This is a genomic window from Mycobacterium sp. NPDC051804 (assembly GCF_044452905.1).
Lineage (GTDB): Bacteria > Actinomycetota > Actinomycetes > Mycobacteriales > Mycobacteriaceae > Mycobacterium.
The window spans coordinates 322123-344023 of the sequence record NZ_JBITCD010000005.1 but is presented as its reverse complement, the minus strand read 5'-3'; the positions used below and the strand labels follow the sequence as shown (position 1 = coordinate 344023).

At 64.5% G+C, this 21901-nt stretch carries 21 protein-coding genes; 9 read left to right on the top strand and 12 right to left on the bottom strand.

Features of this window, described 5'->3' with window-relative positions; translation table 11 throughout:
* Positions 1-4: 4 nt before the first annotated feature.
* From ACIA48_RS21320 to ACIA48_RS21285, 8 genes are all read right to left on the bottom strand, one after another.
* Positions 5-1429 carry a virulence factor Mce family protein gene (locus ACIA48_RS21320; RefSeq protein WP_396735975.1) on the bottom strand — a complete coding sequence of 475 codons (1425 nt, stop codon included), beginning with the start codon at positions 1427-1429 and terminating at the stop codon, positions 5-7.
* Complete coding sequence (locus ACIA48_RS21315) at positions 1426-2472, bottom strand: MCE family protein (protein ID WP_396735972.1); 1047 nt, start codon at positions 2470-2472, stop codon at positions 1426-1428. The genes ACIA48_RS21320 and ACIA48_RS21315 overlap by 4 nt, the downstream gene beginning before the upstream one ends.
* On the bottom strand, positions 2465-3493 hold the full coding sequence (locus ACIA48_RS21310) for an MCE family protein (protein WP_396735969.1): 1029 nt from the start codon (positions 3491-3493) through the stop codon (positions 2465-2467). The genes ACIA48_RS21315 and ACIA48_RS21310 overlap by 8 nt, the downstream gene beginning before the upstream one ends.
* Positions 3493-4683: an MCE family protein gene (locus tag ACIA48_RS21305; protein ID WP_396735966.1), complete on the bottom strand. Its 1191-nt coding sequence runs from the start codon at positions 4681-4683 to the stop codon at positions 3493-3495. Before ACIA48_RS21305 ends, ACIA48_RS21310 begins: the two co-directional genes overlap by 1 nt.
* A gap of 14 nt (positions 4684-4697) precedes the next feature.
* A complete protein-coding gene (locus ACIA48_RS21300; protein ID WP_396735964.1) occupies positions 4698-5540 on the bottom strand; it encodes an MlaE family ABC transporter permease in 843 nt (280 codons plus the stop codon).
* A complete protein-coding gene (locus tag ACIA48_RS21295) occupies positions 5540-6301 on the bottom strand; it encodes an MlaE family ABC transporter permease (protein ID WP_396735961.1) in 762 nt (253 codons plus the stop codon). Before ACIA48_RS21295 ends, ACIA48_RS21300 begins: the two co-directional genes overlap by 1 nt.
* A 255-nt stretch (positions 6302-6556) precedes the next feature.
* Positions 6557-7465 (bottom strand): 3-oxoacyl-ACP reductase, encoded by a 909-nt coding sequence (locus ACIA48_RS21290; RefSeq protein ID WP_396735959.1) that lies wholly within the window; start codon positions 7463-7465, stop codon positions 6557-6559.
* Between the two features lie 12 nt (positions 7466-7477).
* A complete protein-coding gene (locus tag ACIA48_RS21285; protein ID WP_396735956.1) occupies positions 7478-7669 on the bottom strand; it encodes a ferredoxin in 192 nt (63 codons plus the stop codon).
* A gap of 150 nt (positions 7670-7819) precedes the next feature.
* Between ACIA48_RS21285 and ACIA48_RS21280 the strand changes: the two genes are divergently transcribed.
* The 6 genes from ACIA48_RS21280 (at position 7820) to ACIA48_RS21255 (ending at position 14344) form a co-directional block, all read left to right on the top strand.
* Entirely contained in the window at positions 7820-9001 is a 1182-nt protein-coding gene (locus ACIA48_RS21280) for an acyl-CoA dehydrogenase family protein (RefSeq protein ID WP_396735953.1), read from the top strand.
* A gap of 13 nt (positions 9002-9014) precedes the next feature.
* Positions 9015-10127, top strand: a complete 1113-nt coding sequence (locus ACIA48_RS21275) for an acyl-CoA dehydrogenase family protein (RefSeq protein ID WP_396735950.1) — start codon at positions 9015-9017, stop codon at positions 10125-10127.
* Positions 10124-11644 (top strand): long-chain-fatty-acid--CoA ligase FadD17, encoded by a 1521-nt coding sequence (gene fadD17, locus ACIA48_RS21270; protein WP_396735947.1) that lies wholly within the window; start codon positions 10124-10126, stop codon positions 11642-11644. Before ACIA48_RS21275 ends, fadD17 begins: the two co-directional genes overlap by 4 nt.
* Positions 11645-11685: 41 nt before the next feature.
* Positions 11686-12306 carry a TetR/AcrR family transcriptional regulator gene (locus ACIA48_RS21265; RefSeq protein WP_396735944.1) on the top strand — a complete coding sequence of 207 codons (621 nt, stop codon included), beginning with the start codon at positions 11686-11688 and terminating at the stop codon, positions 12304-12306.
* Positions 12307-12316: 10 nt separating this feature from the next.
* Positions 12317-13429, top strand: a complete 1113-nt coding sequence (locus tag ACIA48_RS21260) for a glycosyltransferase (RefSeq protein ID WP_396735941.1) — start codon at positions 12317-12319, stop codon at positions 13427-13429.
* A gap of 270 nt (positions 13430-13699) precedes the next feature.
* Positions 13700-14344 (top strand): trimeric intracellular cation channel family protein, encoded by a 645-nt coding sequence (locus ACIA48_RS21255; protein WP_396735938.1) that lies wholly within the window; start codon positions 13700-13702, stop codon positions 14342-14344.
* A gap of 143 nt (positions 14345-14487) precedes the next feature.
* Here the strand turns inward: ACIA48_RS21255 and ACIA48_RS21250 are convergent, their stop codons facing one another.
* The 3 genes from ACIA48_RS21250 to ACIA48_RS21240 all read right to left on the bottom strand — a co-directional run bounded on the left by ACIA48_RS21250 (position 14488) and on the right by ACIA48_RS21240 (position 17984).
* Positions 14488-14955, bottom strand: a complete 468-nt coding sequence (locus ACIA48_RS21250; protein WP_396735935.1) for a GreA/GreB family elongation factor — start codon at positions 14953-14955, stop codon at positions 14488-14490.
* A gap of 111 nt (positions 14956-15066) precedes the next feature.
* On the bottom strand, positions 15067-16332 hold the full coding sequence (locus ACIA48_RS21245) for an NAD(P)/FAD-dependent oxidoreductase (RefSeq protein WP_396736834.1): 1266 nt from the start codon (positions 16330-16332) through the stop codon (positions 15067-15069).
* Between the two features lie 125 nt (positions 16333-16457).
* Positions 16458-17984: a PucR family transcriptional regulator gene (locus tag ACIA48_RS21240; protein ID WP_396735932.1), complete on the bottom strand. Its 1527-nt coding sequence runs from the start codon at positions 17982-17984 to the stop codon at positions 16458-16460.
* Positions 17985-18023: 39 nt separating this feature from the next.
* On the opposite strand from ACIA48_RS21240, the gene ACIA48_RS21235 reads away from it, so the two are divergent.
* Complete coding sequence (locus tag ACIA48_RS21235; RefSeq protein WP_396735929.1) at positions 18024-18749, top strand: helix-turn-helix domain-containing protein; 726 nt, start codon at positions 18024-18026, stop codon at positions 18747-18749.
* Here ACIA48_RS21235 and ACIA48_RS21230 read toward each other — a convergent pair.
* Entirely contained in the window at positions 18686-19159 is a 474-nt protein-coding gene (locus ACIA48_RS21230; RefSeq protein WP_396735927.1) for a VOC family protein, read from the bottom strand. The two genes, ACIA48_RS21235 and ACIA48_RS21230, sit on opposite strands and share 64 nt — an antisense overlap.
* Before the next feature lie 127 nt (positions 19160-19286).
* Between ACIA48_RS21230 and ACIA48_RS21225 the strand changes: the two genes are divergently transcribed.
* A complete protein-coding gene (locus ACIA48_RS21225) occupies positions 19287-20003 on the top strand; it encodes an LpqN/LpqT family lipoprotein (RefSeq protein ID WP_396735925.1) in 717 nt (238 codons plus the stop codon).
* 179 nt (positions 20004-20182) lie between these two features.
* Positions 20183-21898: an LpqN/LpqT family lipoprotein gene (locus ACIA48_RS21220; protein ID WP_396735922.1), complete on the top strand. Its 1716-nt coding sequence runs from the start codon at positions 20183-20185 to the stop codon at positions 21896-21898.
* The last annotated feature ends 3 nt before the right edge of the window (positions 21899-21901 follow it).

Below are 21901 nucleotides of genomic sequence, written 5' to 3'. Positions count from 1 at the left end.
CGTGTCACTGTCCACCTCCATGCGGGACTCCGCCGGCTTCGGCTGGAAGCGGACCGGGCGGAATGGGTGCCGGCGCACCCGGAACCGGACCAGGGGCGGGTGCTGGGCCTGGCGGCAGTATCACCGGGCCGAGCGTGTACGGCTGTGCCGGCGGCGGCGGGCCCGGAACTGCGGGTTGCGGCAGGAGCAACGCGCTGGGGTCTCCCGGATCGCCTTGCCGTGGCGGGAAGCGCCCGTCGGCCGGCACCCACTCGAGGTACGGGATGTACGTCTTGGCCTTGGCCTCGGTCGCCGGGGTGTCGTAGATGACCTGACCCTTGTAGGCGGTGATCGTATTGATCCCGTGCTCCATGAACGGCGGGAAGTTCATCGCGAGGCGCTTCAGCACCGGAGCCATCCGCTGGCGGCAGATCTCGGCCCGCTTGTCGTAGTCGGGCATGCCGGCGCCGTCGAAGTTTCCGCAGATGAACTGCACCGGGTTCTGGAACTCCGGCAGGCCGAGCAGACCGTTGGCGGTGCCCTGGGCCGGGTTGTAGATGTTGTAGAAGTTCGTCATCGCGTTCGGCAGGACGTGCAGGATCTGCTCGACGTCGTCGGTCTGATTGGTCAGGATGCTGGTGAAGTCGGTCAGCCTGTCGATGCTGCCGACGAGCGTCTCGTTGTTCTCGTCCAGGAAGCCGCGGACGTCTGAGAGCGCCTGGTTGAGGCTTCCCAGCATTCCGTCGAGTCCCACGGTGCTGTCCGCCAGCACCTGAGACACCGAGGCCAAATGCCCACTGAATTGGACGATCTGCTCGTTGCTCCTCGACAGCGCGTCGACCAGGATCTGCAGATTCTTGACCGTGCCGAACAGGTCGGTGCTCGAGTCACCCAACCTTCCCGCGGTCTGTGACAGTTCGCGCAGGGCATTGCGGAACGAATCGCCGTTGCCGTCGAAGGTGTCGGCGGCCTGATTGACGAACTCGCTCAGCGGCCCCTGAACCTGGCCTGCCGACGGACCGAGCTGCTGGCTCAGCCTCGTGAGCTCGGTCTTGACGTCGTCCCACTCCACCGGCACGGCAGTACGTTTCAGGTCGATGGTGCCGCCGTCCTGCATCTCCGCGCCCTCCTTGTAGACAGGAGTGAGCTGAATGAACCGGGCGGCAACGATATTCGGTGACATGATCACTGCACGGGCATTGGCCGGAACCTTGACGTCGTCGTTGACCCGCATGGTGATCTTGACGGCATCGGCCTCGGGCGTGATCGATTCGATCTTGCCGACGGGAACGCCGACCACGCGCACTTCGTCGCCCGGGTAGACGCCTGCAGCTGAGGCGAAGTAGCCGACGACCTTGTATGTGGTGACACGCGGGAAAATCACGTACAGGCCACCGATCAGCGCCACCACCAGGGCGCCGATGATTCCGAAACGCACGAGCCGGCTCATGGTGACTTCGGCTTGATGATCAGGCGCTCGTTGATGAATCCGCGCAGGAGGTCAGAGAGGCTGTCGGGAATCTTGCCCGGCTGGAAATAGAGGTCCAACAGCGCAGCTTCCTGAGTGGTGTTCGGAATCGCGTTGGGCAGGTTGACCATGAAGCCCGAACCCGAACCAACCGACTCACCGAGCGCGGTGGCGTACGGCGGAAGACGCTTCAGCGCCTCGCTGATGTGCTCACGGCGCTCGAGCAGGTTGTCCAACACCAGATTCAGTTTCCTCAGGGCCGGTCCGAATTCGCGACGGTTGTCGCTTACGAAACCCGAAAGCTGCTGTGACACATCGTCAATGCCCGCGATCAACGTACTGAGGGCGGCGCGTCGCTCGTCGAGCGCGGCGAACAACTTGTTGCCGTCGGTGACGAGTTGGTTCACCTGACCGGCCCGATCGGCCAGTGTCCCGGTCACCGTCTTCGCACGCGTCAGCAGCTGGCCCAGTGCTTCGTCGTTGGCGTTGATGCTGCGCGACAGCGTCGCCACACCGTCGAGCGTGCGACGAAGTTCGGGCGTTGCATCGCGGAACGAATCCGTCAGAACACCCAGCGCCTGGGTCAGCTGCTCCTGGTCGATCGCGCTGGCGTTCTGCCCGAGGTCCTGCAGGGCCATGTTCAGGGTGTACGGAACTGTCGTGCGGGACACCGGAATTGAGGTCACCGACCCGCCGCCCGCCGGGGAGATACCGAGCGATCGCTCACCGAGAACGGTGTCCGTCCGGATTGAAACGAGGGTCTGATCGCCCAACCTGATGTCGCGGTCGACGGTGAAGTCCACCTTCGCGAACTCTCCGGCGAGGGCGACCTCACTCACTTTGCCGACCGTGATGCCCGAGATGTTGACGTCGTTACCCGGCGATATGCCACCGGCATCGGCGAAGAACGCTTCGTACTGCTTGCCCTGCGGAAGGAACGGCAGGCTGCTGTAGCCGAACGCGACGATCAGGACCATGACCACGATCGCGACGCCGAAGATGCCCGCTCGGAGCGTCTTATCCATTGACTGAGCACCTGCCCTTCGAGAGGTCCGGCACGCCGCCTATCGGGAGGAGGATGTCGCTGCCTGCCGGCCCGTTGAACTTGAGCGTCGCCGAGCAAATGTAGTAGTTGAAGTAGGAGCCGTAGGCACCAAGGGAATTCAGCCGCAGATAGTTTTCTGCGAGCGGTTCGATGACCGCGTTGACCTCGGCCTTGCGGTTGTCGAACTCGGTGGCCAGTGGACGGAGGTTCTCGAGTACGCCCTGAATCGGCCGTCGCGAATTCGCCAGCATGTCCGTCAGATTCGACTCAGCGGACGCCAGCGGCGGAATCGCGCCGGCGATCGGGTCCCGGCCCTCCGCGAGTCCGGTGACCAGCTTCTGCAGTTCGTCTACGCTGGCATTGAATTCGGCACTCTTGGAGTCGATGGTCCCCAGCACCTGGTTGAGGTTCTGGATCACCTCCGAGATGACCTGGTACCGATCACCGAGCGTCTGGCTGAACGAGCCTGTCTCCGAGAGCAATTGAGACAGTGCACCGCCCTGGCCCTGCAGCAGCTCGAGGATCGCGTTGCTGATCTGGTTGACCTGCTCGCCATCGAGACCCTTCACCACCGGGCGCAGTCCGCCGAGCAGCGCGTCCAGGTCGAGGGCCGGCTGCGTGTTCTCGCTCGAAATGGTGCTGCCCTTGGGCAGCTTCCTGAGTTCGCCCGGACCCGAGGTGATCTCCATGAAGCGATCGCCGACCAGGTTCTCGTAACGGATCACAGCTCGCGTCGACGTGTAGAGCTGGTACTTCTTGTCGAGCGTGAACTGCACATCGACGGTGTTGTCGGGGTTCAGCTTCACACCTTCGACCGTGCCGACCGGAACGCCTGCGATTCGTACGTCGTTACCGCCCTCGAGCCTCGACGCGTCCTTGAACGTGGCGTGGTAACTGTTGGTCGACGCGAACCGGAACTCGCCGAAGATCACGATCAACCCGGCGCTGACCAACAGCATCGCCACCACGAAGATGCCGACCTTCGTCAGAATTCCCCTCATCAGAAGTCGTCCCGTTCTGCGAATGCACCATTGAAGAGGAACTGGAACGTCGACGGGGCGTCAACCTGCACCTCGGTGAACGGCTCATACGGGATGAGCGCGTTGTCGGTGACCAGGAACGGTGACCGGAAGTACGAGCCACCGAACTGCAGGTTAGGGATGTTCGGCAGGCCACGGCAGTTCGGACCACCTGTCGCGTTCACGATCGGCAGGCTTTCCGGATACGTGTACGACGGCACACCCAGCACGAAGCTGGAACTGACCATGGCGCCGGGCTTGTAGCCACCGAGGATGTCTGCGCCGCGCTGGCGGCCCTTCGCGACGCCCTGGATGATGCAGCCGAGGACGGGCGAGTAGTCGTGGAGCACCTTCAATGGTGCCCGGATCCGCTGGATCCCGGCGATGTAATCCTCCGCCCCGGGTTCCAGGGTCTCGGAACCCTCGTCCGCCAACCCGATCGTCGCGAGCAGCGTCGCGTTCAGGTTCTCCTGCTGATCGACGACGGTCTCGCTGATGGCCGGCACGTTCTTGATCACGGTCACCAGGTCGGGGCCGGCGTCACCGTAAATATTGGCCACCGTGTTCGTCTGCGCAAGAACCGATTCGACCTGCGGCAGCTTGGGATTCAGCTGCGCGAGCCACTGATTCAGTCCCGCCGAGCTGGCACCGAAGTCGTCACCGTGACCGCGCAGGCCCTCCGCGAGCGCCGACATGGTCGCGTTCAGGTGAATCGGATTGACCTTGTTCAAGACTTCGATCAACGTCTGGAACAGCGTGTTCGCTTCCAGCTGGACATCGTCAGCCTTGACGGCCGCCCCCGCGGCCATCGGCTTACCCGAAGGCTGTTCCGGCGCAAGGAATTCCACCGACTTCGCGCCGAACACCGTCGTGCTGCCGATCCGGACCGGCGCGTTCGACGGCACGTAGCGCAGCTCGCCCTTGTTGATGGCGAGCGTCAGCTTCGCATCGTCACCGGTATAGGAGATGCTTTCGACCTTGCCGATCTGGATACCGCGGTACTTGACCTTGGCGTCGCGGTCCATGACTAGACCGGCCCGCTTCGAGGTGACCGTCACGGTCTCGGTCGGCGTGAACGCGGCGGAGTACGAGAGATAGGTGAACACCGAGAACGCCACGATGATCGCCGCCAGCACCGCGGCGGCGATCCTGATCGCGGCTGTCCTCGACATGGTTTCTCTTCCCTCTAACCCGACAGGTTGAAGTTTCCGGTGGCACCGTACACGGCCAGGGAGATGCACAGAGTGATGATGACGACGACGATCAGCGACGTCCGGACCGCCTTACCCACGGCGACGCCGACGCCGACGGGGCCGCCGGATGCGTTGTAGCCGTAGTAGGTATGGACGAGCATCACCGCGACGGCCATCACGATGGCCTGAGCGAAAGACCACAGCAGATCGGTGGGGATCAGAAACGTATTGAAGTAGTGGTCGTACAGACCGCCGGACTGTCCGTTGACATAGACCGTGATGGTGCGAGCTGAGAAGAACGCGGCCAGCACGGCGAGCGAGTACAGCGGGATGATCGCGACCAGCCCGGCGACGATGCGGGTCGACACCAAGTAGGACACCGAGTGCACGGCCATCGATTCGACGGCGTCGATCTCCTCGGAGATGCGCATGGCACCCAATTGGGCGGTGGTGCCCGCGCCGATGGTCGCGGCGAGCGCGATGCCGGCGATGATCGGTGCGACGATCCGCACGTTGAGGTAGGCGGACAGGAACCCGGTCAGGGCCTCGATCCCGATGTTGCCCAGCGATTCGTAACCCTGCACCGCGATGACACCGCCGGAGGCCAGGGTCAGAAAGGCTGCGACGCCGACCGTGCCGCCGATGAGGATCAGGGCGCCGGTGCCCAGCGTCATCTCCGCGATCAGCCGGGTCGTTTCCTTGCCATACCGCCGCACGGCGTTCGGCATGTACCGGACCGACTCGGCGTAGAACAGTGCCTGCTCGCCGAAGTTGTCGACCGCCTTGGGCACCAGGCCCAGCGCTCGCCGCATCTTCAGTGTCACGTCGTAGCTCATCAGCCGAGGACCCGAACGCCGATTGCGGTCATCAGCACGTTGATCACGAACAGGCAGATGAACGCATAGATGACGGTTTCGTTGACCGCCTCGCCGACGCCCTTAGGACCGCCCTTGACGGTCAGGCCTCGATAGCAACCGACGAGGCCTGCCATCACACCGAAGAGCAATGCCTTGACTTCGGAGATCACCAACTCGCCCAAGCCGGTCAGGATCGTCAGACCGTTGATGAACGCGCCGGGGTTCACGCCCTGCAGAAGTACGGAGAACACATAGCCGCCGACCAGGCCGATCGCGATCACCAGGCCGTTGAGCAACAGCGCGACGGTGGTCGAGGCCAGCACGCGCGGAACCACAAGGCGCTGAATCGGATCGATGCCGAGCACCCGCATCGCGTCGATTTCTTCACGGATGGTGCGGGCACCCAGGTCGGCACAGATGGCGGTGGCCCCGGCGCCGGCAATCACGAGCACAGTCGAGATGGGCCCCAGCTGAGTCACGGTGCCGAACGCGGTACCGGAGCCGGACAAGTCGGCGGCGCCGATCTCGCGCAAGAGGATGTTGAGAGTGAACGCGACCAGGACCGTGAACGGGATCGAGATCAGCAGGGTCGGGATGAGTGAGACCCGTGCGATCATCCACGTTTGATCGAGGTACTCCCGAAACTGAAAGGGGCGTCGAAATATCTTGACGAACGTGTCCATCGACATTTCGAAGAAGCCGCCCACGGCCCGAGTCGGTGCCGCGAGCTGTTCGATCAACCTCGGGCTCCGTTTCTCGTGCAGTGCGGGCTGTGGGCTCGCGTGGCGAAGACTTCGGGACGCGGGCCTGACACCCTTGGTTTAAGCGCTGCTCTTAGTGAGCCGGATCATACTAACTAGAACAAGTTCACAGTGTCAAAGAACTGGAAAAAAGGATCAAATTGTTATATCAGCGCTGGTCAGAACCGGTGTGACACAGGCCACGCTAGAACGTGTTCTAGTCCCCCGGGTGCGCGGCACTCACGAATATCGACCTTATGAATTCATAACCTGAGTCGCCGCGAAATTTGCATCCGAACCACGTTCAGCAAAGTAGTCCCGCAACGTAATTGACAGGTCCGCAGGTTTCCAGGCGTCGTCTGACGCGCTGAACTGAGCCTCGACCGTCGGCGCGGCAACAAGCGTCACAGTAGGACCGTAAACGATGAACAGTTGTCCGTTGACGCCTTCCGCGGCGGGCGATGCCAGGAACCGCACCAACGTGACGACGTGCTCTGGTGACAGCGAGTCGATCTGCCCCTCGGCCAGTTCCGGCGCATCGCCGAATACGTCGGCCGTCATCGCGGTACGGGCACGCGGCGCGATGGCGTTGGCTCGCACGCCGTAGCGCTCCAGGGCCCGTGCCATCGTCAGCGTCAGCGCGGTGATGCCGGCCTTCGCGGCACCATAGTTCGCCTGGCCGACCGGCCCGACCAGGCCGGCCTCCGACGAGGTGTTGATGACGCGTCCGTAGACCTGGCCATCGTTCTCCTTGGCCTTGGCACGCCAATACGTGGCGGCGTTGCGGGTCAGCAGGAAGTGACCACGCAGATGGACCGCGATGACCGCATCCCAGTCCTCGTCGGTCATGTTGAACAGCATGCGGTCACGCGTGATGCCCGCATTGTTGACGACGATGCTCAGACCACCGAGACCGTCGGCGGTGGACACCAGCTCGTCGGCCGTCGACCGCTCGCTGATGTCACCGGCGACTGCGACTGCCTTGGAACCCGCCGCGACGATCTCGTCGATGACGTCGGATCGGTCCAACGCGCCGGCGATGTCGTTGACCACGACGGTGGCGCCGGCACGCGCAAGCCCGATCGCCTCGGCGCGGCCCAGCCCCGCCGCCGCGCCGGTGACGACGGCAACGAGGCCGGAAAGATCAGTCGCATCTGCAGTCATTTATGAATACCTCTAGTCTCTGCGGATCAGGGCTGCTCGAGGGCACTCGGCGATCGACTGCTCGGCCAGCTCCTCCTGGTCGGCAGGCACGGGATCAGCCTTGATGACGGCGTAATCCTCGTCGTCGAGATCGAACAGGTCGGGGGCGATTCCCACGCATACGGCGTTACCTTCGCAACGGTCACGGTCCACTTCCACTCGCATGACGCTCTCCTTGCGCTCGGGGCTGCATCGCGCAGCCAGTGTGGCACCGGCCTGGACCCCAAGACTAGAACGTGTTACAACCGGGGGTGAAGTCGGGCTGGACTTCGGTTCGAGCCTGCCGGTGCCTCTTACAGAAGTTAGGACAAGGCGATGCGGATCGGCTACACCCCAGAGCAGGAGGAGTTGCGTCGCGAGCTGCGGGCGTACTTCACCAAGCTGATGACCCCCGAGCGCGCCGAGGCGCTGGCCTCCAGCGATGGCGAGATGGGGCGGGGCAACGTCTATCGCGACACCGTCGCCCAAATGGGCAAGGACGGGTGGCTGACGCTGTCGTGGCCCAAAGAGTACGGCGGCCAGGAGCGCCCGCCGATGGACGGGCTGATCTTCAACGACGAAGCGTCCATCGCCAATGTCCCGGTGCCGTTCCTGACGATCAACAGCGTCGCGCCGACGATCATGCACTTCGGCACCGAGGAGCAGAAGAAGTTCTTCCTGCCCAAGATCGCCGCCGGTGAACTGCACTTCGCGATCGGCTACTCCGAGCCGGGCGCGGGCACCGATCTGGCCGCACTGCGGACCACGGCCGTACGCGACGGCGACGACTACGTGATCAACGGTCAGAAGATGTGGACCAGCCTGATCGCCTACGCCGACTACGTGTGGCTCGCAGTGCGCACCAATCCCGAGGCGAAGAAGCACCGCGGCATCTCGATGCTCATCGTGCCGACGACGGCCGAGGGCTTCTCGTGGACTCCGGTGCACACGATGGCAGGCGTCGACACCAGCGCGACCTACTACCAGGACGTGCGGGTGCCGGTGTCCAGCCTTGTCGGCGAGGAGAACGCGGGCTGGAAGCTGGTCACCAATCAGCTCAACCACGAGCGCGTCGCACTGGTCTCCGCGCAGCCGATCTTCTCGGCGCTCGACGGGGTCCGCGAGTGGGCGCAGAACACCAAGGACGCCCACGGCAGACGCGTGATCGACTCCGAATGGGTGCAGCTGAACCTGGCGCGGGTGCACGCCAAGGCCGAGGTGCTCAAGCTCATCAACTGGGAGCTCGCGTCTTCCACGGATTCCGCGCCCTCCCCCGCCGACGCGTCGGCCGCGAAGGTCTACGGCACCGAACTGGCCACCGAGGCCTACCGGCTGCTGATGGAGGTGCTCGGCACCGCCGCCACCCTGCGCACCAACACTCCGGGCGCGCTGCTGCGGGGCCGCATCGAACGCATGCACCGCTCGTGCCTGATCCTCACCTTCGGCGGCGGCACGAACGAGATCCAGCGCGACATCATCGGCATGGTCGCGCTCGGCCTGCCCAGGGTCAACCGGTAAGGACTGAGAGACAATGGATTTCAAGACGACTGAGGCATCAGAGGATCTCGGCGGACTGGCGCGCACCATCGCCGAGTCGGTCAGTACGCCGGAACGCCAGCGCGAACTCGACGGCCTCGAGGAACGCTTCGACAAGACGCTGTGGAACAAGCTGATCGAGGCCGACATCCTGTCCACCGCTGCGCCGGAGTCCCTGGGCGGCGGCGGGTTCGGCGCACTCGAGCAGGTCGCGGTACTCGTCGCACTCGGCAGGCAGTTGGCGGCGGTGCCGTACCTGGAGTCGGCGGTGGTCGCGGCGGGCGCCCTGGCGAAGTTCGGGTCGGAAGCATTGCAGCAGGAGTGGGCAGTGCCAGCCGTCAACGGCCAGAAGATCCTCTCCGCAGCGCTCGACGGCGAGATGGGCGAAGGCCCGGTCCAAGCGAGTGCGAACGGCGACGGATACCGATTGACCGGCAGCCGCACCCAGGTCGCCTACGCCCCGGTTGCCGACGCGTTCCTCGTCCCTGCTGAAACCGATTCGGGCACCAAGGTCTTCGTGGTCGCCGCTTCCGACTCCGGCGTGACGGTCGAATCGCTGAGCACCACCGGCCACGGCAGCGTCGGGCACCTCGAACTGCGGGGTGTCGAGCTGGCTGCGGACCGGATCGTGGGTGACTCCGGCTCAGCCGGCGGCGAGGTCGTCGGTTGGCTCACCACGCAAGGCACGTTGGGCCGCAGTGCTTTCCAGCTCGGCGTCGTGGAGCGGGCGTTGGAGCTCACGTCCGAATACGCCCGCGAGCGTGAGCAGTTCGAGCGGCCGATCGGCAGCTTCCAGGCGGTGTCGTCCCGGCTGGCTGACGGCTACATCGACGTCAAGGCGCTGCGCCTGACGGTGACGCAGGCGGCGTGGCGGTTGTCCGAGGATCTTCCCGCCGAGGTCGAGGTCAACACTGCGGCGTTCTGGGCGGCTGAGGCCGGCCATCGGGTCGCGCACACCACGGTGCACGTCCACGGCGGCGTCGGGATCGACACCGATCACCCGGTGCACAGGTACTTCTTGGCGGCCAAGCAGACCGAGTTCGCGGTCGGCAGCGCCACCGGGCAGCTGCTTCGCATCGGACGCGAACTGGCCGACACTCCCGCTTGAATCCGGCGACGGGAAGCGAGCTCCCCACCGTAACCTCGCTGATCGCACCGCTGGTCGAGGTCGACGACCGCGGGGTGTACTTCGAGGACACGTTCACCTCGTGGCGCGAGCACATCGCCAACGGTGCTGCGGTGGCGGCAGCACTGCGCGCCCGCATGGATCCCGACAAGCCGCCGCATGTCGGTGTGCTGCTGCAGAACACACCGTTCTTCTCGTCGGTTCTGATGGCGGCCGCGCTGACGGGCCTGGTGCCGGTGGGCCTGAACCCGGTGCGCCGGGGCGCAGCGCTGCAGCGCGACGTCGACCATGCGGATTGCCAGGTGGTACTTGCGGATTCGGCATCGGCGGCCGTCGTCGGCGACATCGAGCACATCGCGGTCGACTCACCCCAGTGGGCTGCCGAGGTGGCGCGCTACGCCGACGAACCCGTCGTCGCGTACGACGCCGACCCGGGTGATCTGTTCATGTTGATCTACACGTCGGGCACCAGCGGCGACCCCAAGGCGGTCAAGTGCAGCCAGGGCAAGGTCGCCATCGCGGGCACAATGATGACGCAGCGGTTCGACCTCGGCTCCAGCGACGTCTGCTACGTGTCGATGCCGTTGTTCCACTCCAACGCGGTGCTGGTGGGCTGGTCGGTGGCGTTGGCCTCGCAGAGCTCACTTGCGTTGCGGCGCAAGTTTTCCGCCTCGCAGTTCCTGCCGGACGTGCGCCGGTTCGGCGCCACGTATGCCAACTACGTGGGCAAGCCCCTGTCGTATGTGCTCGCCACTCCCGAACAGCCCGACGATGCCGACAATCCGTTGCGCGCGGTCTACGGCAACGAGGGTGCGCCTGCCGACGTCGAGAGGTTCGCCAGCCGGTTCAACACCTTGGTGATGGACGGGTTCGGTTCGACGGAGGGTGGTATCGCGATCGGCCGCACACCGGACACCCCGCCGGGGGCCCTCGGCCCACTGCCCGCAGGAACGGAGATTCTCGACGTCGAGACCGGAGAGCCGTGTCCGCCCGGTGTCACCGGCGAGTTGGTGAACACCTCTGACGCAGGACGTTTCGAGGGTTACTACAACGATCCGGGCGCCGATGCCGAGCGCATGCGCGGCGGGTCGTACCACAGCGGCGATCTCGCATACCGCGACGAGAACGGTTATGCGTACTTCGCCGGCCGGCTGGGCGACTGGATGCGCGTCGACGGTGAGAACCTCGGCTCGGCGCCGATCGAACGAGTGGTGCTGCGTCATCCCGACGTTGTCGAGGTCGCGGTGTACGGGATACCCGCGCCCGACGTCGGAGACCAAGTGATGGCGGCGGTGGTGTTGACCGAGGGCGCGTCGTTCGACCCCGAGCAGTTCCGGGAATTCCTAGCCGGGCAATCCGACCTCGGACCCAAGCAGTGGCCGTCGTTCGTGCGCGTCGGTACCGATCTGCCGCGGACCGAGACGTTCAAGGTGATCAAACGCCGGCTGCAGGCGGAAGGCATTGACTGCGGCGATCGGGTGTATCCGATTCGGCACTGAGAAATCGGTGTCCCTTGGTATGGACATCAAAAGTCGAATTGATGTACATTGCCATGGACATGAACATGCGCAAGTACGACATGCGCGCGCGTCAGCTGGCAAAAGACGCCACCCGGGACGCGATCATCGACGCTGCGATCGACGCGTTCGAGGCGGAACGTAGCTTCTCGATCACTTTGCCTGCGGTGGCTGAGCGGGCGGATGTCACAGTCAAGACGGTGCTGCGTCATTTCGGGAATCGCGACGCGCTGATCGACGCTGCGTGGCAGCGGCTCTTCGACGATATCCGCGCCGAGCGTGAGCCTCCTCCTGACGATCCGGACACCGCGCTGAAAGTACTGATCGAGCACTACGAGCGTCGCGGCACCATGGTGCTCGCCATGCTCGCGCAAGAAGACAAAGATCCCCGAGCACAACGGATGAACAGCGTGGGCCGCCGTGGCCACCGTGCGTGGGTGAAGCAGGTGTTCGACACCCAGTTACCCGAACCACCCGCCGCGCGCTCCCGGCTGGTCGACATGCTGGTGGTCGCAACCGATGTCTATACCTGGAAACTGCTGCGCCACGACCGCGGACTGTCGGTGGACGACGTCTCCGATCGCATGCTGCTGATGACGGAGGCGCTGCTCACTGCGCCTACGCGTCACCGCACGGGGGGATAGGGGAGACGCGATGAAAATTCTGTTCGTCATGTTCGATGGCGGCGGCAACATCCCGCCACAGGTGAAAGTTGCACGCGCACTGCGGAACCGAGGCGCCGACATCCACGTCCTCGGTCATGGGGGCATACGGGAGCGCATCGAACGCGAAGGGCTTCCATTCGAGGTGTTCGCCGACGGTCGCCCGTTCAATCCGGTCGCCCAACGCTCGTTGCCCGCAATGATGGCCGACTTCGCCAAGGTCACGATGGATAGGCGCTACGGGCACTGCGCGGTCGACGTGGCACGGCGTATCGGAGCCGATGCCGTCGTGGTCGACGTCGTGTTCGCCGCCGCTATCACCGAGACGTTGAAAACGAACATCCCGACGGTGGCCTTTGTGCACTTCTTCTACCGGGGTGTCCAAGACTTCCTGTCAAGTCCCGTTGGATGGCTGCAGCGGCTTCGCGGCATCACGCCGCTGCGTGCCGACCCCGGTGATCTGTTGCAGATCGTCACTGCACGAACAGATCTCGACCCCGTGCGGGGCTGTCCGCCGGTGCGCCACGTCGGGGTGGTGTGGCAAGGCCCACCGACACAGGCGATCCCGGCTCCGGTACCGCGAATTCTGGTCAGCCTGAGCACATGTGCCTACGCCGGGCAACGGCGCATGCTGCAGAACATCCTCGACGCCATCGAACCCCTGGCCGTGGAGGCGACCGTCACCGTGGGGCCCGCCATCGACTCCGCTGGACTGCGGGTGCCGGCCAATGCGTCCATGCATTCATGGCTCGACCATGACGAAGTGCTCGCTGGCGCGTCGCTGGTGGTCGGGCACGGCGGCCACAGCACCGCGATGCGCGCACTGTCATTCGGTGTGCCGATGGTGGTGATGCCGGCCAATCCGCTCATCGACCAAAGACGGGTCGGAGCGCAACTGGCTAAGGTCGGCGCCGGCATTTCTCTGCCTAAGAATGCCGGCATCACACGTATTCGCGAAGCCATCGAGAAGGCGCTGAATGACCCCGCGTACCGCGCTGCCGCCTCCGGCATCGGGGCCCGAATCCGAGAACACGACGGCGCCGACATGGCAGCCGATGCGATCGAAGAGTTTCTGCGCTCAACAGCTGTCAGCCGGCATCGGTAGCGTGGCGTACGTGGGATACCGCAAGGTCAGTTGTCTCGCCGAGAATCGCGTGCAGCACCAGGTCGGCCTTCGACTCCCACCGATGGCTGACTCGGACGACTGACACCCGAACGCATTGCGATCGTCCGCATGCTGTCGCGGCGAAAACCCGCGCGTCGATCGACGCGTCACGGGGCCGTCCGGCGGCCTTAGCGTCCTCCACGCCGGCAATTCAACCGTAGGAGGGCGTGGATCTAGTGATCCCGGGGACATACGCGGTATACCTCAAACATGTTGGCCGAGACGCCGTTGTGGTTGGTACTCGATCTGGTGGGCACCTTCGCATTCGCGCTCAACGGCGCGTTGACCGCAGTGCGCTCCGAGCGACTGGACATCGTCGGTGTGATCACACTGGGCATGTTCACCGGACTCGGCGGGGGTACCATCCGTGACGTTCTACTCGATGCCCTGCCGCCGGCCACTTTCGTCGACTGGCGCTACCTGGCGGTAGCCGGGGCCGGCGGGTTGATCGCCTTTGTGCTCAGTCGTATGCTCGACCGCCTTGCTGTCGCCATCAACATTCTCGATGCGATCGGACTGAGTGTCTTTGCGGTCCTAGGCGCCTTCAAGGCGCTTGATATGGGGTTCGGTGTGGTTCAGGCGGTCATTGTCGGGGCGATCACTGCCGTTGGCGGAGGCACGATCCGCGATGTGCTGATCGGCCGGATACCCACGGTTCTTCGCAGCGAGTTGTACGCCATACCCGCCCTTATCGGTGCGGGCTGCGCGGCGGTCGCCAACGGCCTCGGCTATCACGGGACGATGGCTGCAGTCGGCGCCGCTGCGGTGTGCTTCGCGGTGCGCGTGATTGGCATCAGATTCGATCTGCACGCGCCTGCGCCGCCGGGCTGGCGTGGTCCCACGGATAGCCGGTGATGCTGTTGTGAAGCGCTCCCCCTTCAGACTCCCACCGCGCAAGCGCGATTGAAGGTAACACGCGCTCGTCGTTGCGCGCGGCTCGCGGGGGCCCGGGCGCATCGCTCGGACCGATGATCGAGGTGGTCATCGTTTTTTCGTTCTCAGCTTGCCGCAGCGTTGTGCAGACCGTATGGAACCGCCGTGAGCATCGTCACGGAAAGCTCAGCGCCACTTGGCAGTCGGTATGCGCGACGCTCACCAGCGCGCGCGCCTAAAATGGCGGCGCCAAGGGGAGATTCGATGGAGTAGACCTCAGTATCACCGTGCTCGACCCCGCGGAGACCGAGGAGAAACGACTCGGTTTCACCAGTGTCGTCGTAGCAGATGGTGACAACCATGCCCGGCTCGGCGATACCGTCATCAGGCGGATCCTCACCCACTACCGCGTTGATGAGCAGGTCGTGGATCTGTTGAATGCGCTTCTGGCGGGCCCGCTGAATGGCAGTGGCGTTCTCGCCTGTTTCCCCGTCCTCAGCTGCCGCCGAACATAATTCACGCAGTGCGGCCAGTTCTTGGTGCAGGCTTTCGTGCGCCTGCGGGGAAATCCAGACACGTTTCATGCCAGTCATTTCAGTCCTTTCGTGATCATCTGTTCGAGAAGTGGTCGCCGTCAGGGGCGGGCTCCAGCAAATGCGCCGCCCCTGACGACTCGCGATGCCCTCACAGGGCCGGGTCCTGGCCTAGGCCACAGCTCGCCGCAGCGGATCGAACGGCCGCAGCGCTTCGGATTGCTTGCCGGTGGTGATTTGTTCGGTGAGTAATCGGCCCGTCACAGGTCCGTGGGCCAAACCCCACATGCCGTGGCCGCCGGCGACGTACACATTGCGCGACATCTCACCAATCAACGCCAGTCCGTCCGGCGTGATCGGGCGCGGACCGACCCAGATGTCACTTCGTTCGGACCACCGAACGCCGTCCAGGAAGGGGCTTGCGGACGCGACGATCGCACCTATGCGCTCAGCTATCACTGGCTCACGAGGGTCTCGAAACTCCATTGTGCCCGCCACCCGAAGCCCACCGTTGTACGGAGTGCACGCCACGCGAACGGCGGGCAAGTAGATGGGTCCGGGTATGGGCCGGTCCACGGGCACGGTGAACGAGTAGCCGCGACCCGACCCGACCGGCACCCGCAGTCGCCGGTCTGTCAGTCGCGACAACCAGGCACCCGTCGCGACCACGACAGCATCCGCCGTCAGCGAGTCGCCGTGGCCCAGCAGGACGGTCGCTGTGTTGCCGGAGCTGAACACGCCGCGCACATCATGCGTCTGCATGGTCGCCCCGCGCTGTGCAACCGACTTCCCTAGGGCCGTGACGAAGCGCCCTGGATCGACGTATCGCTGGCCGTTGACGTTGATCGCGGCGGTGATCGCATGCGACGCCAATGGCACCTGCTCGCGCAATGCCTCACCAGATAGCCCAGTCACGAACAGCGATTGCCCGGCGTTCTGCACTGCACGAAGATCGCGCATCATGTTCTCCGCGTCATGCGTGGTGCGGAAGACCGCGGTGATAGGCGCGTCGGTCACCGGGGCTTCAACCCCGTTCCCCAGGAGGACGTCGAAAGCCTCGATGCACTCCTCGTTGAGCGGGACGTTAGCCCGTACCGCGCGGTTCCACGTCGAGGATCGGCAGTTGACGGTGAACTGGGTAAGGAATTGCCACTGCGAACTATCTGTCGTCAGCGGGATATGCAGCGGAGCGTTCCGGTCGCAGAACGAACGCAGCGCGTAGCGAAGGACTTTCGGTGAGTTCAGTGGCATCGTCAGTGCGGGCGCTATCCACCCGGCGTTACCCCACGAGGCACCAGCGGCGACGCCGGCGCGGTCCACCACGGTGACGTCTACACCCCTCTCCTGCAGGAACCACGCCGTCGACAATCCGACGATCCCCGCGCCGACCACGACCGCTGACCGCGGTCCGCCATCGAATCGCTCGCCGCCGACCATTGCCTTTACCTCCATCATTTGACCCACACGGACAAGTTCAATGGTTGCCCGCCCGAGCCGGCGACGGTTGCCTCAACGGAACAACCAGCGATGGTGCCGTTGTGATGATCCGACAAGCGACCTGGTCAGTCGGAGTCGGTCGCGGCAAGTTCGATCATCATGGCTAGCCGCTTGCGGGCGTCGCCCATCTGCAGGTCAGTGAGCTCACCCATCTTGCGCAGCCGATAACGCACCGTGTTTTCGTGGACGCCCAATCGGTCGCCGGCCTCAGCTGGGTCACCTAGCGCCTCCAGCCACGCCCGCAAAGTCGACACATAGTCCGTGGCGTGATCAGAGTCGTGGCGTCGCAGCTCAGCGACGGGCCCACGATCCGGCGTCCGGCCAGAGAGCCCCGCAGTCCGAAGCCGCTGTAACAAGATCTCGTCCCACGATTCGTCATACGCCGGTGGAACGGAATCCAGCCGCTTTGTCTCATGCAGCGCCAGGCATTCGTCGGCTTCCTTGCGCGCCGCAGGCAGGTCGGTCGTATCGGCCGACTTACTGATTCCAGCCACCACGGTGATCCGATCGGTCAGCGACGTCCGCAGGGCAGCCACCCACCGCCTGGCCCCCACCGCCTCCTCGCCGGGCAGCAATGTATAGACAGTGTTGCCCGCCAGAGCACTTCGCCCAGGGCGAGACCAACCGAAACCGGTTGTCGCCCCTTCAAAAGCCAGCAGGAGCCCCGCGTCGCGATCGGGGCCGATGAACGCCTGCACGGCGATGACCCGCATGGCGCCTTGCGGCAAGCCCAGTCGACTGGCCAAGGCTGCGGAGTCGGCGCTGCCATTCAGCAATCGAAGCACCAATTCAGATTCGACTTGGCGCTCCAGATCCGCACTTGCGCGGGACCGCAGCAAATGCAACGCCACTGTGCGTGCACCGTCGGCCAGCGCGGTGCGTTCGGGTTCGACGAGCGGCTTCACGCAAGCAACCCACAACGACCCCATGAGTTCCCGGCCTGAGCGCACTGCCGCAACCATCCGACCCGTCACTCCGTGCTCGGCGGCCGGGCTGACGAACACCGGCTCGTCAGAAGTCGCGAGGTGGGCGAAAACTCCTCGCGCCTCGAAGAATTCACGTAGCGAAAGCGGTGCCTGCCTGTCCATGACCGTCGCGATACGAGCGGGGTCGGCGTTCTGCTGCATCGTTGAGTACGCGAGCACTCTCGACAAGGGATCCTCGATGGTCACCGCACCACCTGTCGTCTCAGCAAGGCTGTCGGCTAATGCGAAGAGATCTGTTGGACCACGGCCGGATTCGGTCTCGCGGCCCTCCAGAACCAACCCGTATACAACTGCAGAAATCTCACTCCACGACACGGAGGCGTCGACGACCATTACTGCGACACCCTCAACCATTCCCGTGAACACGGTGTCGTCATCGCCATCACGCAGGAGTACGACGACCGCGCGCGCCGCGACCGCCCACCGTAGGGCCTCGTCGACCGAGCGGGCGCCGACAGCCAGCAGCACGTCCCCGGTGATTGTGCCAGCGCCTACAGTCTCGTGAATGACGACGCTGCCCAATTCTTGGGTACGCGCCATGGGACAAACTCGCAGTCGGACGCCGTAGCTGCCCAGCACATTCACCAGGCGGTCCAAGGTGACCACACGTTTCTCCTTCTCACGCCGAGTCTATTGTCGGTCACCGTGGGATACCGCGAGTACGCACCGCCCACTGAATTGAACGACCTGATCGAGGTCGCGTGGGCGATGGACGGACCGCCGGCACCTGTGCGGGTGCTGCCAGACGGGTGCATGGATCTCATCGCGATGGACGACGGCATCGTCGTCGCAGGTCCGGATACCGCCCCGGTGATGACGACGCGTGACGGTGACCCCTACGTCGGCCTGCGGTTTCGCCCCGGCATCCTCCCGCGGCTGCTCGGCATTCCGGCAGGCGACATACGCGACAGCAGGGTGCCACTCTCGGACCTGCGACGGCTGTCGAAGGCCCGTTCGCTGACGGAGTTGACCACACGACTGGCGGCCGACGGTCCGCGCCCTGAAACCGCGCCGTGGACGTTGCCGCAGCTGAGACATGTCACCGGCAGCCTCGCGGCCGGATCCGGCGTCGCCGCCGTCGCGCTGGACCTCGGCTGGTCACCGCGCACCCTGCAGCGCCACTGCACGGCGGTCTATGGCTACGGTGCCGCGACGCTGCGACGCATCCTGCGATTCCGCCGTGCCCGACGCATGCTGGACGACGGTCTGCCATTCTCCGACGTCGCCGCCCTCGCCGGTTACGCCGATCAACCGCATCTGCATCGTGAGGTCCGTGCGCTCGCAGGCGTCCCGCTCGGATGGTTCGGTCAGGACTCCAGCGGGGCGAACAGATCCACCCAGTTGTCATCGGGATCTGCGACGGTCGAATAGCGCTGCTGCCACGGCGCATCGTACGGCGTCAGCACACCGGAATACCCTGCTGCCGTTACCTTTTCGAAGAGTGCATCCACCTCCCCGGGTGTTCCCACACCGAGCGCGAGCGCGAGCCTGCTGTGCGACGACCGAGGTGCCGCCCAGTCGGGATGCATCGCGGCGATGGTCTCCTCGTTGTCGAACGACAGGGTATTGCCGCCGGGCAATTCGACCACCACATGCGGTGCGTCGGCGTCCGGCACCGGAAGGCCCAACAGCCGGTAGAAGTCCAGCGATGCTGTGAGATTGCTGGTGAATCCTGAAAGACGGTAAATGTCAGACGAATGTCCATGCCGCCGACGGTATGTCGATCGCACCCGAGGTGTCGTGAACAAATCGGACACCGTCCATGAAGCGGGTTTGCCCATTTCGAATCGAGTAGATCTACTCTCCCGTCATAACCGCCCTTTTGGATTACGCTTCGTCACGACCTATGCAACCGGACATGTTTGCCGACAACGGTGACAGGCGGTGCACAACGACAGGAGTTGACTGATGAGGCGCACGGCGATCACCGGAGCGGCTGCGTTGGCTGCCGCCCTGGCCCTGGTGTTGTCGGGCTGCGGTTCGGACACCAAGACCGAACCGAGCACCAGCGAGTCGGAGACCACGACAAGCACCACGACGACGGCCAGGGCCGAACCAACGACGACGGCGAAGGTTGCTCCGCGCGAAGAGGATGCGGCTGGCCCGAATCCGACGATCGCCAGCTACATCGCGGAGAACCAAATTCAGGAGACTCCCGTCAAGCCGGGGGATGCCGGCGCACCGACCATCGATCTGCCGATCCCCCAGGGCTGGGAGCCGGCCGGTGAGAACAAGCCAGAGTGGGCCTACGGCGCCATTGTCTACACGGGCCCCGAAGCCGAAGAGTACTCGCCGAGCATCGTCGCGCTGCTTTCGAAGCTGACGGGCAATGTCGACCCGCAGCAGATCATCGATCTGGCTCCTGGCGAGCTGCAGAATCTGCCGGGTTGGGAAGCGTCCAACGACGGTCGGACGAGCACCCTCGGTGAATATCCCGCCTATCAGCTCGCCGGCACCTGGGAGTCGGAGGGTAAGCGGAAGATCGTCGCCCAGAAGACCGTGGTGATTCCGGGCGCCGACGGCCTCTACGTATTACAGCTCAACGCCGACGGTCTGGAGAACCAGCGCGACTTGGTCAACGCGGCAACGGAAGTCATCGACGCGGAAACGAAAATCACGCCGTAATCAGCAGTGAGGCAACGCCGCCCAGCGCTCACGCGTTCGGGCGGCGTTTGCGTTGGGAAGAGTCGGGGCCGGGACCCGGTCAGCGGTCTCGTCATTCGACGAAAATCTCCGATCGGACTGGTCATACTGGTCCACACCTACGTGGCAACCCACCGATTTCGGCAGCTGAGGGAACGGCGATGCAGGGAACGGACTTCGGTCGCTATCGCCTGTTGGAGCTGTTGGGTCGCGGCGGGATGGGCGAAGTCTGGCGTGCCGAGGACACCGCCACCGATCGGATCGTCGCGGTCAAGGTACTGCTCCCGCACTGGGCCGCCGACACCGTCTTTCAAGAGCGTTTTCGCCGCGAAGCGCACGCCGCAGCGGGTCTGAACGAGCCGCACGTCGTCCCCATTCACGACTACGGCGAAATCGACGGCCGTCTCTTTGTGGACATGCGGTTGATCAAAGGAAGTGACCTGCAGACAGTTCTTCGGGCCGGCCCGTTGATTCCCGGTCGTGCTGTCTACATCGTCGAGCAGATCGCGATGGCCGTGGAAGCGGCGCACGAGGTCGGACTCGTCCATCGGGACATCAAGCCGTCCAACATCTTGCTCGCAAAGTTCGACTTCGCCTATTTGATCGACTTCGGTATCGCGCATGCGACCGGCGACGGCAGACTGACCAACACCGGAAGTACGCTCGGCACTTGGCATTACATGGCGCCGGAGCGTTTCACCTCTGGACAGGCGGATACGTCCGCTGACATCTACGCGCTGACCTGCGTCCTGCACGAATGCCTGACCGGAACCCGGCCCTTTCCGGGAGACAGTGCGGAACAACAGATCACCGCGCATCTGATGACGCCACCGCCGCGGCCATCCCTGATCACCCGGGGAGTGCCGACGAACTTGGATACGGTGGTGGCGAGGGGAATGGCCAAGAACGCCTCCGATCGCTATCGCTCACCGATGGATCTTGCCCATGCCGCACGGGCAGCTCTCGACACCTCGCCAAGTGGGCCACTGCCGCAAGCACCCGCGCCAACTCCGGCGCCGTTCGCCGCATCGCCGAGGAACATCGAAACTGTATCTGCACCAACGTATTACGCCTCCCAGTACGAGCCTCCACCTCCACCATCGCAGCAACCACCACCAAGCGAACCGGCGCCCAAGAAAGTGCAGAGCAACAGAGTCTTGCTCGGTGCAGCTGTTCTCCTTGCGGTGGCCGTGCTGGCCGTGACGATCATCGCGGTCGTGGTCTCCCTCAGCAGAACCGACACCGCCGCGGCGCCGACTGCGTCCCCCGACACCTCGACTTCTGGTTCCACCACGACGAGGACCAGGCCCACCCCCACGCCGTCCGTGGCACCGCGCGACGAGGACCCGCCAGGGCCCCAGCCGACCATCGCCAGCTACATCGCCGAGAACAACATCCAGGAGACTCCCGTCAAGCAGGGGGACCCCGGCGCGCCGACCGTCGAGCTACCGGTCCCCCAGAGCTGGGAGCCGGCAGGCGCGGACACCCCGGAGTGGGCCTACGGCGCCATCGTCTATACCGGACCCGAGGCCGCCGAGTACTCACCGAGCATCGTCGCGCTGCTCTCGAAGCTGACCGGCAACATCGACGCGCAGAAAATCCTCGAGCTCGCTCCCGGCGAACTGCAGAACCTGCCCGGCTGGGTCCCATCGAACGACGGCGAGAAGACCACCCTCGACAACTTCCCGGCCTACCAGCAGGGCGGCACCTGGGATTCCGAAGGCCAAACCAAGGTCGTCGCCCAAAAGACCGTCGTCATCCCCGCCGCCGACGGCCTCTATGTACTGCAGCTCAATGCAGACGGTCTGGAGAACCAACTGGACATCGTCGGCGCAGCCACGGTTGTCGTCGACGAACAGACGAAGATCACACCGTGAAGA